The 14829-nt window shown below is 70.7% G+C and carries 10 protein-coding genes; 3 read left to right on the plus strand and 7 right to left on the minus strand.

Translation table 11 applies throughout. The annotated features are described in order from the left end of the window. Nucleotides 1-1540 (plus strand): helicase associated domain-containing protein (locus tag ACSMTC_RS39635; RefSeq protein ID WP_436564972.1); only part of this gene is annotated, 1540 nt, incomplete at its 5' end. A gap of 58 nt (nucleotides 1541-1598) precedes the next feature. Here the strand turns inward: ACSMTC_RS39635 and ACSMTC_RS39640 are convergent. From ACSMTC_RS39640 to ACSMTC_RS39650, 3 genes are read right to left on the minus strand one after another with little or no spacing between them, the layout of a single operon-like run. Further along, nucleotides 1599-4373: an RNaseH domain-containing protein gene (locus ACSMTC_RS39640; protein ID WP_436564973.1), complete on the minus strand. Its 2775-nt coding sequence runs from the start codon at nucleotides 4371-4373 to the stop codon at nucleotides 1599-1601. Then, nucleotides 4373-7666, minus strand: a complete 3294-nt coding sequence (locus ACSMTC_RS39645) for a hypothetical protein (protein WP_436564974.1) — start codon at nucleotides 7664-7666, stop codon at nucleotides 4373-4375. The genes ACSMTC_RS39640 and ACSMTC_RS39645 overlap by 1 nt, the downstream gene beginning before the upstream one ends. Further along, entirely contained in the window at nucleotides 7663-8844 is a 1182-nt protein-coding gene (locus ACSMTC_RS39650) for a restriction endonuclease-related protein (RefSeq protein ID WP_436564975.1), read from the minus strand. Before ACSMTC_RS39650 ends, ACSMTC_RS39645 begins: the two co-directional genes overlap by 4 nt. A gap of 50 nt (nucleotides 8845-8894) precedes the next feature. On the opposite strand from ACSMTC_RS39650, the gene ACSMTC_RS39655 reads away from it, so the two are divergent. Then, nucleotides 8895-9389, plus strand: a complete 495-nt coding sequence (locus tag ACSMTC_RS39655; RefSeq protein ID WP_436564976.1) for a putative phosphothreonine lyase domain-containing protein — start codon at nucleotides 8895-8897, stop codon at nucleotides 9387-9389. Here the strand turns inward: ACSMTC_RS39655 and ACSMTC_RS39660 are convergent, their stop codons facing one another. The 4 genes from ACSMTC_RS39660 to ACSMTC_RS39675 all read right to left on the minus strand — a co-directional run bounded on the left by ACSMTC_RS39660 (nucleotide 9390) and on the right by ACSMTC_RS39675 (nucleotide 13812). Beyond that, nucleotides 9390-9923: a hypothetical protein gene (locus ACSMTC_RS39660; protein ID WP_436564977.1), complete on the minus strand. Its 534-nt coding sequence runs from the start codon at nucleotides 9921-9923 to the stop codon at nucleotides 9390-9392. A gap of 279 nt (nucleotides 9924-10202) precedes the next feature. Next, nucleotides 10203-11345, minus strand: coding sequence for a hypothetical protein (locus ACSMTC_RS39665; protein WP_436564978.1), 1143 nt, complete (start codon nucleotides 11343-11345; stop codon nucleotides 10203-10205). A gap of 2 nt (nucleotides 11346-11347) precedes the next feature. Next, nucleotides 11348-12130, minus strand: coding sequence for an AAA family ATPase (locus tag ACSMTC_RS39670; RefSeq protein ID WP_436564979.1), 783 nt, complete (start codon nucleotides 12128-12130; stop codon nucleotides 11348-11350). Between the two features lie 29 nt (nucleotides 12131-12159). Continuing rightward, nucleotides 12160-13812: a Mu transposase C-terminal domain-containing protein gene (locus tag ACSMTC_RS39675; protein WP_436564980.1), complete on the minus strand. Its 1653-nt coding sequence runs from the start codon at nucleotides 13810-13812 to the stop codon at nucleotides 12160-12162. A gap of 491 nt (nucleotides 13813-14303) precedes the next feature. On the opposite strand from ACSMTC_RS39675, the gene ACSMTC_RS39680 reads away from it, so the two are divergent. Further along, a partial coding sequence (locus tag ACSMTC_RS39680; protein ID WP_436564981.1) for a helicase associated domain-containing protein occupies nucleotides 14304-14829 on the plus strand: 526 nt, incomplete at its 3' end.

The raw sequence follows: 14829 nt of genomic DNA on the forward strand, positions 1-14829 counted from the left end.
CCACAACCGCACGATCGAGGCCCGTTTCTTCTCGGAGACGCTGAATCAGGCCGTGGACCGGCTGAACGCCGAGAATCCCGCGAAATACCCGGAGGAGTTCTGGGCGCAGTGGCTCTCCGGCGAGCATGAGGTAGATTTCCGTAAGGAGATCATTCGGGACTTCGGAACGGCGGAGGAGGACGAGGGATTGGCACACGCCGTGCTCTCGAACTGCAAAGTCCTGGGCGAAGGGGTCGATATCCCGAATGCAGACGCGGTCCTGCTTCAGGGCAGGGGCAGCATGGTGGATATCGTCCAGGCCATCGGCCGGGCCCTTCGGATGAAGCCCGGAGAGGGAAAGACCGCGAGCCTGATCGTACCGGTCTTCCTCAAGCCCGGTGAGGAACCCGGAGACATCCTGGAGTCGGAATCGTACGGGCCGCTGGTCAAGATCCTCAGTGCCATCCGCAGCCACGACGCCCGGGTGATCGAGGCCCTGGCCGTGCCCCAGAAGTCCGGCAAGCGCACGGGTGGGCGCAGCGCTGAGGCCGAGGTCGCGCCGGGTGTGAGCGAGGGCGGGGCGCCCACGTTCTCGCTGCCGGTCCGGTTCCAGAGCAAGCCCGGCGACGACGTCCTGGCGCTGTTCATCGCCACGCGGGTCCTGACCGGGGAGAGCCAGTTCTGGCGTGAGGGGATCGGGCATTGCAGGCGCTGGTACGAGGAGACCGGCGGGCTCGATGTTCCGTATTCCGCGCGGGTCGGTGAGCAGGAGAATTTCCGTCTCGGGGAATGGCTCACGCAGAGGCGTGTGGAATTCGCGAACGGTGAATTGGCGCGCCACCGGGTGGAGATGCTGGAGCAGCTCGGCATGATCTGGTCCGTCTCGGACGCGCGGTTCGATGCCGGCCTGGACTGGGCGCGGGTGTGGGCGAAGGAGCACGGCAGCTCGCTGGCGGCGCCGGCGCGGGCGGCGGTCGGCGGGTACGCGATCGGGGCCTGGCTGGCGGGTCTTCGGGCGGCGGCCGAGGTGCCCGAGGGCGAGCCGGGGGCGCTCGACCCGCAGCGGCGGGCCGCGCTGGAGGAGATCGACCCGTGGTGGGCGCCGCGCTGGCCGATCGTCTGGCAGCGCACCTACTCAGTGGCAAGGGTGTGGTGGCTGGAGTCGGACGGCCGGGTCGACTGGGCCACTCTGCCGCTGGAGACCGCGTTCGAGGGCGAGCAGCTCGGCCGGTGGGTGCGGGCGCAGCGGGCCGGGTGGGCCGAACTCGACCAGGAGCAGCAGGACCTGCTGGCGGCGCTCGGGATCGGCGAGGACGTCGAGCTGGCGGCCGCGCGGGCGGCGGCCGCGGCGAAGCCCAAGGTCTCGCGCGCCGACCGGTTCACGCAGCACCTGGCGGCGCTGGCCGCGTTCGTCGAACGGGAAGGCCACGCTAAGGTGCCCCGCTCACACAAGGAGGACGGGACATCACTGGGCACCTGGCTCAACAACCAGAAGGCACGCCGCGGCAAGCTCAGCCCGGAGCAGCTCGGGCAGCTGGAGGCCCTGGGAGTGGCCTGGTAGAGGCCCGCCCCGGGCCGGTCCGCCCGCGCGGCCCGAAGTTCCGCTGTCGAACTGTGGCTCAGTCTTCGGCTTCGGGGTCTGCGTCAACGGTGCGTCGGTATTCCCAGTGGTCCTTGTCCATCTGAATGCCGAGGTGGATGGGGGCCGGGTATCGAGTGCGGTGGTTCCAGTGCAGGGCATGGTCGCACAGGCGGGCGGCTGCCAGGCCGTAGGTGAGTGGTGCGTGGCCGTCGGGGAGGTGGAGCACGCTGATTTCTGTCGCGGTGTGGCTGTACCAGGTCTCTGCCTGTTCCGCGGCGGAAGTGCTGGCCCATCGCGTGTACTTCTCGCCGGCGCGTGCGTGGCGGGAGCTGCCGGTGTACTGCTGGGGCAGGTTGCTCATGATGAAGGTGTTGGTGGTGCCTTCCATGAGGAACAGGCCGGTGGCTTGCTTGCCTTCTTTGGTCTCGGTGGTGTCCTCGTCGGTGTAGTCGAGGTTTTCGATGAGGGCTGGCGAGGCGACGTGGTCGCTGCCGGCGGTGACGCGTAGGACGGCCCGGGGGCGCTGGTCGGCGGGGAGGGTGAAGCCGGGCAGGGCGGGTCGGCCGTCCAGCATGCCGTTGGGTTCGGGGGTGCGGCCCAGGTGGCGGTTGGCCAGCAGCGGCCAGATGCTGCGGGCTTCGTCGCCGGAGACGTAGAGGTTGTAGCCGGTCGCGGTGCCGGCGTAGGTGCCGAGCTCCCACAGGGCGCGGTCGATGGAGCGGGGCAGTTGCGCGTCGCGGCGGCGCCCGTCGGGCAGGCGGCGGCTGCGGTGGAGGGTGTTGGCGGTGGCGTAGTCGAGCCAGATTCCGCCGGGGGCATCGGCGTTGGGCAGGAAGGCCAGGGTGTGCCACAGTCCTTCGCTCTGGGGTACGAGTGCGACGAGGGTCCAGATGAGGCGGGGCTGTTCGGTTGCGGGGCCGCGGCGTTGGCCGCGCTGTTCGCGCAGGTGCAGGCCGACGTGGACGAGGGGTTCCTTGAGGCCGTGGGGGCCACAGGCCAGAGCGTCGGTCAGGCGGGGGTGAACCAGGCCGGCGGTGCGGTGGAGGTCGGCGATGGCCATGTGGCCGCGGTGGTCGCCTTCGAGTTCGCGGCCCAGCCGGTCGAGGGCGGTGGTGATTTCGCGTTCTTTCTTGCGCGGGTTGCGGCGGCCGGGCTTGTGGGGGGTGAGGAACTGGGTGAGGGCATCGAGACGGGCGAGTTCGCGCACGGCATGGGGCTTGGCATCGAGCTCGTAGGGATCATCGACGGTGGCGTCGGTCTTACGAGAGGCGCGGCGCTGGCGGGCCCAGGCTTTGGCGTCGTACTCGGTCTCGCACAGGGCGAGCAGTCGGGTCCCTTCAGGGGCGTCCAGCCCTTGGAGTTGGCGGGCCAGGGCGGGACGCTGCGGGTGGTGGTCGCCGTGGCGCAGCAGGTCGTCGGCAGGCTGTAGGAAGGCCTCGACGCGGTCGGTCAGCGGGACTACTTCGTACTCCGGCATGCCGGTGGTGGCCAGGTCGGGGCGGTTGTAGTGGTAGGCGAGCAGGCGCTGCATGCGGGTGCGCTCGTTCTGGTGGCGGTACAGGACGAGGAAGCGTAGGCGTTCGCGGCTGGCGGCGATGAGGATCTCGCCCAGGCGGGGGTCGTCGAGCAGGACGCTGTCGCGGCCTTCGGTGGTGGTGCGGCGGCTGCCGAACGGGCGTCGCCCGGCGACCTGCAGGGCGCGCAGCAGGGGCTGCTTGAGCACGGTGCTGGTGTGGCGGGCGAGTTCGCGGCTGGTGTACATGCCTACGCCCTTGCCCAGGGAGAAGGTGCCGGAGAAGGGGATGAGGGCGCGCAGGTCACTGGGCTGTCCGCTGAGGTCGCAGGCGCTGGGGGCGAGGAACTCGGTCTCGTCCTCGGTGCGGGGGAAGACGTTCTCGCCGTGCAGGCGGGTCCAGGCGTCCAGAGCCAAGCGGGTGGTGTGGTCCACGTGGGTGTGCTCGCCTCTGCCGCCCAAGGCCAGTTTGAGCAGGGGGCCGTCGGCGGCGCGGGGGGCGAACCAGGCGGTGCGGGCGCTCTTGAGGGTGTTGCTCAGGCGGGAGACGCGGGGCTGGACGGCCGCGACTGGGACGTTCAGGCCGGGGTGGGACTTGGCGGCCACCTCTAGGCGCAGGGTGGCGTAGTGGATCCGGGTCTTCCATTCCGGGTCATCTTCGCCGGCGACTTCGGTGGTGTCGTCGTTGCCGTAGGCGGCGCCCCAGGTGTTCCTCCACAGCAGGTCGGGGTCCCACACCTGCAGGCAACCGGCCAGGTCGGGGCGGAAGCGGACGGTCTTGCCGTCGATCTCCCAGGGGTGGGCCGCCAGCTTGTTCGCGGCGGCCCAGCTGGCCGCCCTCCAGGCCCAGCCGGGTGCGTCGATGCAGGCGCCGGTGCGCGTGAAGTGTTCCCACAGCGAGGTCTCCTCGGGGGTGGTACCGGCGATGAGGTCGGCGATCTCGCTCTGGTAGGCGAAGGAGAACCGGTCGGCGTCGGTCTGCAGCAGGGCCTGCTCCCACAGGACGATCGCGTCATGCAGGTCGTCGCGGTCGATGGGGCGGCTGGTGGCCAGGAATTTCGGCGGGTCGGTCTTGCTCGTGGGGTATAGGGCGGCGCAGGTGTAGCCGGTGGCGCGCAGCACCGTGAGCAGGCCCGCATAGGGCAGGTTGGCTGTCGAACCGGTGATGCCGCGGTACTCCTCCCGCAGGGCTGGCCAGGCTCGGTCGATCTTGTCGGGCAGGGGGTGGAGGAAGGTGGTGCCGAGGAGGTTCTCGTCGGTGTGGCAGGCCAGTAGGGACAGCCGGGTCTGGGTGCTCATCAGGGCCTTTCGTACTCGGCCGCGGTGGCGCGGGGAAGGGGGACGTGGACCAGGTGGGGCTGGTCGATGGAGTGGGCGAGGTCGAGCCACGCGGTGAGGGTTGAGCCGTAGGCACGGCGCAGCTCGTACTGCTCCTGCTCGGTCAGGTCGTCGTAGTAGGCGCGCAGCAGGGACGGGTAGTCCGTTCCGAAGTGGGTGGCGAAGAAGGCGTTGTCGACGAGGTACAGCTGCACAGGGGTGCCGCCGCGGCGGGCGCGCCCGGCGAGCTGGATCATGTCGACGAGGATCCCGGCGAGGATCTCGGTCTTGAGGAACTTGGGGAGGCGGGAGAACATCGGGCTGCTGCGTAGGAGCCAGTAGAGGCGGCCGTGGGCGGCGCGGGTCTGCAGCGCGAGCATGCGGGCGGGGTCGGGTCCTGGGCAGGCCGCGGCGATGCCGGCCGCGCCGATACTGGCGTACATCGACTCGGGTGTGTGCAGGTTGGCGGCTGGCCGGGTGGCGACCCATACCGAGGCCAGGGCGGAGCGGTCGGTGCCGGGGACGAGGATGTTCAGGGCGCGGGCGACCAGGCGCAGCGGCGCGCAGACGACCTTGACGTGGGGGTGGGTGTAGGGCAGGTCTTCGAGTTGGTCGACGGTGATCATGACCACGCCGGGCGGTGGGGCCACGCCTGCTGGCGGTCCGGTCTTGGGGATGACCACGGCGACCCAGGACGGGTCGGGGATCGCGGAGGCGATGCCGGTGGCGAGCAGCATGGCCTGGCTGTAGGCGTTGGAGACCACCATCGCGCGGGCGCGGTCGGGTTCGTGGATCTCCATGTCCCGTAGGTGTTCGGACAGGCGGTCCCGCCACAACAAGGCGCCCAGCTCCAGGAGTCGGGCGGGTTTGGTGGACTCCTCCTGGCCGCCGATGGCAACGGGGTTCCACGCGTCGGTGGTGGTGGAGACGTTGCCCGGCCTGGCGGTGACCGCGCCGGGGGTCGCGTCGGTCATCACGTAGGCGGGTCTGGTGTGCAGGTGCTCTTTGGCGGCTCGCGGGAAGTACGCAGTCGCGGACAGGGCGAGGACGCTGCGCTCGACGCCGGCGGTGGCCAGGGCGATGGTGCCGCCGAGCTGGACGGTGCTGGTGTGCGGGTCGCCGCCGAGGGTCTGCACGGACAGGCGGCCGCCTCCGCGCTGGTTCTTCTCGATCTTGAATCCGAACAGCTGGTAACCCAGCGGCCCGTACGGCAGTGCGGGGTTGAGGGTGAACGTTCCTAGGGCGCTGGCCAGTTCCCGTCCGGCCGTCAGTTGCTCGCCCTTTTCAAGGCCGGCGAGGACGGCCTTGAGGTGGACCAGGGCCTTGTGCAGGCAGCCGAGCCAGGAGCGCACCAGCAGGGCGTTGGTGACCTCGCGGCGCTGGTGCTCGGGGATCATCAGCTTCCCGAGTTCCTTGTCGATCCGCGTCTTCACCGAGGGCAGGGCGTCGTGGCTAGCGTCGCGGCTGACGGCCTTGTCGAGCAGCTCAGCCAGCTTGGCGTAGCGCGGTGGGGGTGTGGCCTTCTTGTCCCGGTCGGGGAAGATCGCACGGAACTCCTGGTGGACGTCGCGGTCGACCGGCTCGGTGACATCCACGTGCAGAAGCTTGTCGAGCAGCCACCGGTCCCAGACACCGGGCACGTGCCAGTCGGAGTTGGGGCGCCCATCATCCTGGTCGTCGGTCTCCAGCCACAGCTCGTCCTCCAGGACGTAGTTCAGGAACTGCTCGCCCAGACCGCGCGCCTTGAACAGGGCGTTGACCAGGCGCCGGTCGCTGGCGGCGTCCAGGGCCTCACGCTGGTGGTCGACCTCTGACAGCAAGGAGGACCCGCCCCAAGCGCGGCTGGCCAGGGTGAACACGTCCGAGCCCAGGTCGCACCAGCTGCTCTGCAGGTGGTCGACCTCGTCGATCAGCAGCACCGTGCACAGGCGCAGCAGGAATTCCAGGACGCTGATGCGGCGCAGCGCGCCCTTGTCGGTCTCCACCGGCACCGGTACGGATCCGCGCAGCAGGTTGTGGTGGTTGGTGACGATGATGTCGGCGTCCATGGCCGCGCGGATCAGGGCGTACTTGCCGCAGATGCCCAGGCGCGGGCAGGCGTGGCCGGGGCTCGGCTCCTCCTGACCGCCCGCGACGCTGGCCGGCCGCAGGGACAGGCAGGGCTCGGCGCTGCGCCGCACCGGCGGGCCGTCGATCGACCATGCGGAAAGGTCGCAGCCGTAGGCCAGTTCCTCGAAGCGGTCCTCTCGGCCCTGGGCCAGGGCCCGCTCTGCCTGCTCGGCCAGACGGTAGCCGGAGACCAGGGGCACGATCTTCAAGGTGGGGTTGGCAGCGGCGAGGTCTGCGGCGGTCTGCCGGACGAGGTCGTCGTCCTGGCGCTGGCGTTCGGCTTGTGCGTGTTGGGCGAGCTCGTCGTCGGCCTCGCGCATGCGCTCGGTGTTACTCAGGCTCTCGTGGATCTGGCCGACGACCACCGCGACCGGGCCCTTGCCCTGGCGGGCCAGCAGCGGGGCGGCTGCGTTGAGCAGGACGCTCTTGCCGACACCGGTCGGGGCGTTGAGGACCGTGACCTTGCCCGCGGGCATCCGCAGCCGCTCAACTTTGCGGTCATCGGTGTCCAGCAGTCGGTCGAAGAAGCGGGCCATCAGTGCGGGCTTCCAGCGGTTACGACCGTTCGCGGCCGACTGCCGCTGCGCCAGCCGCAGCACCTGGCGGTGCGAGAGCGCCACCTCGCGGCGGTAGGGGGTGGTTCGCAGCCGCAGTGGGGCGACGCCGGCCTCTCCCTCCCCATCTGGGATCGTCACCACCGAGGAGTCGCCGCCGAAGCTCCACTTCCCCGCCGTCGCCACCGGCTGCGGCCCGCGGTTGCCGTAGTACAGCTCCTCGGCTTCGCGCAGCAGTCCCCTTGCCAACCGCAGCGGCTTCTGCGTGTGCGCCACGACCACGTACGTGGCCTCGCGCGGCTCGACGTCCTCCGGCAGCCGGTACAGGCCGTCAGGCGAGGACGCGTAGTAGCGCACCATCCCGTAGAACGCGCTTCGGCCGGCCACGTCGCCTGGCCGCGCGTGCCAGTAGTCGCCGACCATTTCCCGCACCCGGCGCGGTACTTGGGGCCAGCGCTCCCACAGGTCGGTCCGTGCGGCGGCGAACACGTGCGCCTGGTCCAACGGGACGATCCGCTGCCCCTGGGCGTTACGGAACCCGAAGTACTCGTCGGCCAGTGCCAGCGGGAACGCCACCGCCAGCATCCGCAGCTTCCACTCCTCCGGCCTCACCGCGCACCCCCAGAGGTCTTCTTGATGCGCATGACCAGGCGCGTGAGTGTGGTCACTGTGATCCTTCGCCCGGCGAGCCGCGCCTTGAGGAACTCCACCTCGTGGCCCTGGTGGTCGGGCAGAAGGATGATCAGCGGGTACGGCTTCGGCTCGCGTTCGAGCAGCGCCCGCGCCAGGCCCTCGACCGACTCCCACGCCTTGGCGTCCACGCGCAGGTGCTTCGGGCGTCGGCCCGGCAGCGTGATCGTGATCTTCAGGTCGTACTCGTCAGGGCGCAGCTCGCCCGGCCACATCTCTACCTGCACGTACGCCAGCCCCTGCAGTTGGTTGCGCAGTTCGATCTCGAGCAGGGTCGGCAGCACTCCGTACCGCCATACCGGGCGGCTGAGCGCCAGGTGTTCCGAGCTGGCAGGCAGGCCGACCACCGGGTCGGACTGGCGGCCCGTGCCGACCAGGAACGGTGCTGTCCCTGCGGCGGGCGGCTCCAGGCCCACGCGGTAGTGCACCCCTCGCGGGCGGTGCGCTTCGCACCGCACCTCGACCTCGGCGCCGCGGCGCACAACTCTCATCGGCCACCGGCATTTCGGGCACGGGTACCACCAGCCGTCCAGGTGGCACCATGGCCAGTCGCTGATCGCCTCGAAGAAGTCGAACCGCATCCACAGCTGGTCCCAGGCTCTGCGCAGCACCCGCACCGGCCCGGCTGGGCTCTCGGCCAGCAGGGCGCGCGCACGCCGGTACTCCTGCGGCTCTAGGCGCCGCAGGACCTCGTACAGGCGCCGTTCCTCCTGCTCTGCCCTCACCCGCGCCCACGGCCAATGCCGTTCCAGCGCCGCCTGCGGGACCAGGTGCTCGCGGTACAGGTCCTGCAGCGCGTCGCGGGCCAGGCCGTCCCCGTCGAGCAGGCACAGCTCACCGAAGCGGTCGCCCGATTCACTTGGGGTGGGCAGGAGCGGTGCGAGCGGACAGCGCAGCGCACGGCGGAACTCGCCCATCCCCAGCTGCGCGGCGTCGGCTGCGGGGTGTGCTGCTCGCAGCACGGACAGGCAGTCCATCAGCATCGCCGCCCGGCGCGCGGGCTGCAGCTGGGGGTCCGCCTCCGCCGCAGCCGCCATGCAGCACGCGGTCAGGGCCTGCTCCCGCCGGAGCTGCACGTCATCGCATTCCTTCAGCGCCACGCGCACAAGATCGCTCAAAGGAGACACTCTTGACGACATAGAGTGCGTGTGTGCATGGACACGCCACTCGAACGGGCCAGTGCGGGCGCCTGCCCACCCCTTCGACCACGACCAATGCGCCCTGGCTGTGGGCCGCTGCCCCCGGCGCGCCCTTTCCGTACCACGAGGCGCCCGTCACCCCGCACGGGAAGTGGCTCTGGTTCCTGCCCGTCCGGGCTCTGGACGCAGGCTGGTGGCTCGTCAAGCGAGCAGTAGAGGAGGGGAAGCTCGGCCCGGGTGCCAAGGTCGCCACCCTCGGCAACCCCTTCGACGGTGACCCCACCCGTCGACCGGTGATCGTCTACACCGCCGACCGCACCGACGAAGCCGACGTCCGGCGCGTGCTGATCGCCCTGCGCGCCCTCGGCGTCAACGACGCCCTGGCCTACAAGACCGACGAGGCCACCCAACTCGGTGAGTACGGCGACCGAACCAGCCTGTACACCAGCCCTGTCGGCACCACCAAGGTCGTACACCGCACCCCGCGGTATGCGGCGCCGATCTGATCAACCACAGGCACACAGGGCCTGGCTCGCGGGCTGCGTGCTGGCGTCCGAGGCGTCCGAAGGCGAACCAGGTCGCGCGGCCCCACGGCTCGCCCCACGCTTCCAGCAGTTCGTCGAGTCTTTCACCCCAGACCGCCGCCGACCAGTGGTCGGCTCGCCATAAGACCGGCCACCAGCGCACGCGCCTCCCGGAGCCGGACGGCCATCGGCGGCAGCGCCTCCGCCGTGACACCGCTGGCGGACCCGCTCAGCCAGTTCATCCGTGTCCCGGCCCTGGGGGTCGACGAGGACTCCCCGTCGTTGGACGCTCAAGAGATGGCCGCTGAGATGACACAGGGCATTCGGCAGCCGCTCCACCACCGCGATGACGCCGTCGAACGCCTCCGCCAGGTCGGCCGGATCCAGGTTGGGACCAACCATGGCCGACTCGTTGAACTCCTTCAGCAACAAAGCGGCCTGGCCCGCCAGTACGGCGGTCTTCGGATCGGCGTGCCGCATCGCATGGGCGGCTGTTTCGATAACGAATTTTGTCATGACACGCACCCTAAGAACGGCCACCGACGACATGCCCCGCGACCGGAGCAACACGGTCACCCGGACGAGGACGCCTTCACCCGCGAAGCCGAATCGACTGCTCAGCCAGATAGGAATCGCTCCCTCCACACGTCGCGACACGAGGGCGCGCGGTCCCACACGGTGGGTTCCACCAGACCAGCGGCGAAGGCCGACCGCGACCGCGTGCGCAACAAGGCGGGTGAAGATGACGTACAGCGAGATCGTGAAGGGGCTATGAGCTGTCCAGGGCGGGTGTGACTATCTGCGCCGGGCGGGTGGGGGTGGGCAGCCGCGCATGTCCTCCATCACGGCCCAGGGGAAGCGGTAGTGGGCGTTGCTGAGCGGCCAGATGGTCTTCTCCGTCGGGTGGTTCTGGCCGACGCGACGAGAGCGTGGGCGGTTTCTGGGCGGCTGGGGCGGGCGCAGTTTGCTGGCTTCGGCGAGGTCGGTCGGGTGGGGCAGGCCGGTGTTGGCGAAGGGGGCGTCGAACAGCGGGGTGTCTCCGCCTGCGGCGATCGCATGCTGGTAGGAGGCGGCGAGAAGCAGGGGGCGTGCCCAGGGCGGCACCGGGTGGGTGGCGCAGCCGAAGCGCAGGCCGTCGGGGTCGTGCAGGGCGATGGTGGCCGCGCCGTGGGTGAGGTCGGTGGGGAGGGCGGTGGCGAGTTGGGTGTCGGAGGCGGCGGTGAAGACCGCGGTGGCCAGGGCCGCCGCGAGGTGGGGGTGGGCGGTTGCCGTGTGCAGGCGGCGGGCGACCTCGGTAGCGGTGGCCGGGGGCATCTGCGGTGGGTGGAAGCCGCGGTCGTGGGCGAGCGGCGGGGTGCAGCGGCAGCGGCGCTGGGGGCCGTCGATGGCGCACAGGGTGGTCAGGGCCGGCAGGTTGAGCCATCGGTCGTGGAGAGGGCCGCGCGGGCGGGGGCGGAGGTGGGACAAGTTGTCGTGGTCGGTGCCGGGGAGGTGGGCGGCGGCTTCGGCGATGCGGTGGTGGGTTGCCTGTAGTACTTGTTCAAGGGTGAGGGTGGGTCGGCGACGATGGCAGACCAGGGCCAGGTGCAGGCCGGTGCGCTCGCGCAGCGTGAGCAGGTCGGTGATGCGGCGGCGGGTGAGCAGGTGGGCGCGCAGCACGGTGAGGTGGGTGATGGGGGTGGCGAGGATCCAGGCGGCGGCGATCGCCCAGGGCGGCTGCGGGTCGAGTCGGGGGTAGCCGGTGAGGGGGACGGGTTTGCCGAGGGCGGCGAGGATGTCGTAGGCCAGGCAGATGGTGGAGTCGGTGCCGATGGTGGGGTGGACGGTGGCCTGGCCCGTTGCGGGGTTGTGGGCAGCTTGGGCGGTGCGGGTGTGGGGCAGGTCGTCGTGGGGGTCCAGCACGATGGTGACCGGCGGTAGATCAGGGCGGGTCGGCATGGTCAGGCGGCCCGGCGGTGGCGGAGCTTGCTGTAGGCCCAGCGCAGCAGGTCCTCGTCGACGGTGGCGCGTTTGGAGTCCTTCATGCCGACGGTGAGGTGGTGGGTGATCTTCGCCCAGGCACGGAAGTTGCCGTGGGCGGCCTCGCGGTCGCACAGGGCGATCAGCTCCTTGTCGGCCTTGGCCCAGATCGGGTGGAAAGCGGGGATGACGGTGAGGACCTCGTCCAAGGGCATCGGGTCGATCTCCTGCCAGGCGTAGACGCGGGATTCGAGCATCGGCTCGCTCTGGAGCATCTCGAAGCAGCCGTTGCCGCCGGTGAAGATGATCGTCAGGTCGGTACCGGTGTCGTCCCACAAGTAGCGCAGATATTCGAAACAGAGTTTCGACAGCCACTGCGCCTCGTCGCACACCAGCACGCGGCGTTCTTCCAGGGCGCCGCGCAGCGTGCGGTCGAACTCGATCGCGTGGGCGGGCGGGCGGCCGTGCAGGCCGAGGGCGTGGAACAGTTCGTGGCGCAGGTCGCGGGTGGAGGGGCGGGCGCGGAACTGGATGCGGTGGGTCAAGGTGGGGGCGAGCTCACGCAGGGAGGCGTTGACCGCGAACGACTTGCCGTGCCCGGTCGGGCCGTAGATACAGATCATCGCCTTCGCGTCAATCGCGGCGCGGATGTTCTCGCGCGCTGCGAGGAGTGCTCGGGTGCCGACGATCTGCGCGCCGGCCAGGCGCATGTAGTGGTCCTCGCGTTCGGCCGGCAGACGGCCCAGACGGCCTGTGGTGCTCATCGCATCGGTCCTTTCACTGGGCATCGGGCTCAGGGTCGTGGCGGTGCGGGGTCCGCGCTGTTGCCACCGGGGCCCGGGCTGCTGTCGGTATTCGGTGCTGTGGTCGGCTGGAGGGGGATCGGGCGCACCCAGGAGGCGGGAGGCTCCCTGGGCGGGATCAGGTCCGGCAGCGCCCGGTCCGCCAGGTCCCGCTCACCGGTACGGGCGAGCTGCTGGGCGGCCTCGGCACTGGTCAGTGCCGCCAGCGGCTGCGGCCGCTCCGGTGTGGTGACGGCGCCGTAGCGCCCCAGCTGTCGGCGCTGGCGGTCGGAGGCGGCCAGCGCCCGGGCCATCTTTCTGCGCTCGGCGGCCTTGGCCCGGCGCAGCGCGGCTCGCTGTGCGGGGGTGGCGGCGTTGGCGAGGTGGGCGGAGCCGAGGTGGGTGCCGGTGGCGGCGTCGAACACCTCGATCTCGTGGTCGTGGTGCGGGATGAAGCGCACCCGTACGCGGGTGTCGTCCATTCCGTGCATCCAGGGGCCGACGTAGTAGCGGCCGCGCCAGTGAACGCCTTTGGTGGTCAGCACTCTGGTACGGCCGTCGTCTTCGAGGGTGAAGGACCACAGCAGGCCGGGTGGGACGTCTTCGATCGGGGTGGGGTCGTCCTGCCAGGCTTCGAGCGGTGTGCGGCCGCCGAGCGGCTGCACACGGTGCTCGGTGTTCCACCAGGACACCCATGTCAGGAGCCGCTCGGTGAACTCGGTGAACGGCAGCACATCGGCCGGGTCACTCTTGCGGGAGCGCGGGCGGGTGGTACTGGTGGGGGCATGGAGGTAGCCGGGCTGCGCGACCAGGAACATGTCGACGACGCAGTGGTTGAGGTTCTCCACCGTGCCCTTCAACTCCGGCCGACGCGCCGGGAGGTCCTGCACCGGGACCGCGAGCGCGCCGAGCGCCCGGGTGACCGTGGCACACAAGAACTCCTTGCCGCGGTCGACCCGCACCAGTTCCGGCAATCCCCCGATCGGGCCGTAGGGACCGCCCGGCTCGTCCCGTGACAAGGCGATCCGCAGCGCGGCCAACACCGCGTCCCTGGAAGGCTGATGCGGGGTGACGGCCGCACCGGTGATGGCGTTCCTCGCACAGTCGATGAACCACGTCACCCACGGCCGCACCAGCTCCCCGTCCAGCTCGACGTCGATGGGCAGGTGCTTGTGGTCACCCTCCCAGCAGGCGTTGCGCCACTTCGGCGGGCGAGCCAGATGCACATCGTGCGACCGGCGGGAGAGCTCACCGCCCTTGAGCGCGGCCCGCTGACCGGCGTTCAGGTCCCGCCGCACCGCCCGCTGCAGCGTCGCCAGCGACGGCACACCCACTCCCCCGTCCCCGCCGGCGGACACGTCAGCGTCCGTGCGGGACAACACCTCCACTCCCCCGTCCTTGCCGCGGTCCGCGTCCGCGCGGGCCTGCGCGGCCAGCTCCCGGTGGACCGCCGCCGCGTTCCCTCCCCACAGAGCCAACCGCGCGTGGAGCTCCTCCGTCACCACGAACCGCCGCCTGGGCCTTGGCGTGCTGCGGCCCTCCTGACGAGCCGTCTGGAGCCACCGCTGCACCGTCCTCACCGACCGACCCGCCGAACCCGCCGCAAGGCGCACACGATCGGGTGTCAGCAGACCCCGTTCCTCCAGAGACAGAAGCCGCGTCACCACCTGCTCCCGCACCACCGCCGACCCACCAAGCGGCAGTGCCCCGTCAGCTCCGTCGAGACCACCCGCCACCGCCCGCCACCTCCCAGCCCTGTCACCGGGCCCGGCACAGCCAGGCCCTTCCCGCCCTTCCATGAAGACAGCAACCGCACCACGATGACGTCGAAAACCGCGTTCCACTGACGCAGAAACGGACCTTCTGGTAAAAGCCGGACAACCTCCGGCGCATGGGAAACCGCACGACGCCGACCAGCGGAAACGTCACCAGCATGACGCCGGAAACCGCACCACAATGACGCCGGCCCTACCGACACCACCCCTGACCAGGTATCAACCCGTACGCCGGAACGACAAACCGTTGCAACCCACCGCGACACCGTCATGCAACTTCACAGAAGGAGCACGGCGGCTCGCTTGCGGCGCCGGCGCGGGCGGCGATCGGCGGGTACGCGATCGGGGGCTGGCTGGCCGGGCTGCGGGCGGCGGCCGAGGTGCCTGAGGGCGAGCCGGGCGCGCTGGATGCGGAGCGGCGGGCCGCGCTGGAGGAGATCGACCCGTGGTGGTGCCCCGCCTGGCCGATCACCTGGCAGCGCAGCTACGCCGTGGCGCGGCAGTGGTGGCTGGAGTCCGACGGCCGGGTCGACTGGGCGCAGCTGCCGCTGGAGACGACGTTCGAGGGCGAGCAGCTCGGGCGGTGGGTGCGGGCGCAGCGGGCTGGCTGGGCCGAGCTCCACCAGGAGCAGCAGGACCTGCTGGCAGCGGTCGGCATCGAGGAGGACCAGGAGCTGGCGGCCGCGCGGGCCGCCGCCGCGGCGAAGCCGAAGGTGTCGCGGGCCGACCGGTTCGCGCAGGGCCTGGCCGCGCTGGCCGCGTTCGTCGAGCGGGAGGGACACGCGAAGGTGCCGCGCACGCACAAGGAGGACGGGACGTCACTGGGCACCTGGCTGAACAACCAGAAGGCGAGGCGGGACAAGCTCAGCGAGGAGCAGATCGGGCAGCTGCAGGCCCTAGGTGTAC

Source organism: Kitasatospora sp. HPM-01-4, assembly GCF_051374625.1.
In the GTDB taxonomy this organism is placed as follows: domain Bacteria; phylum Actinomycetota; class Actinomycetes; order Streptomycetales; family Streptomycetaceae; genus Kitasatospora.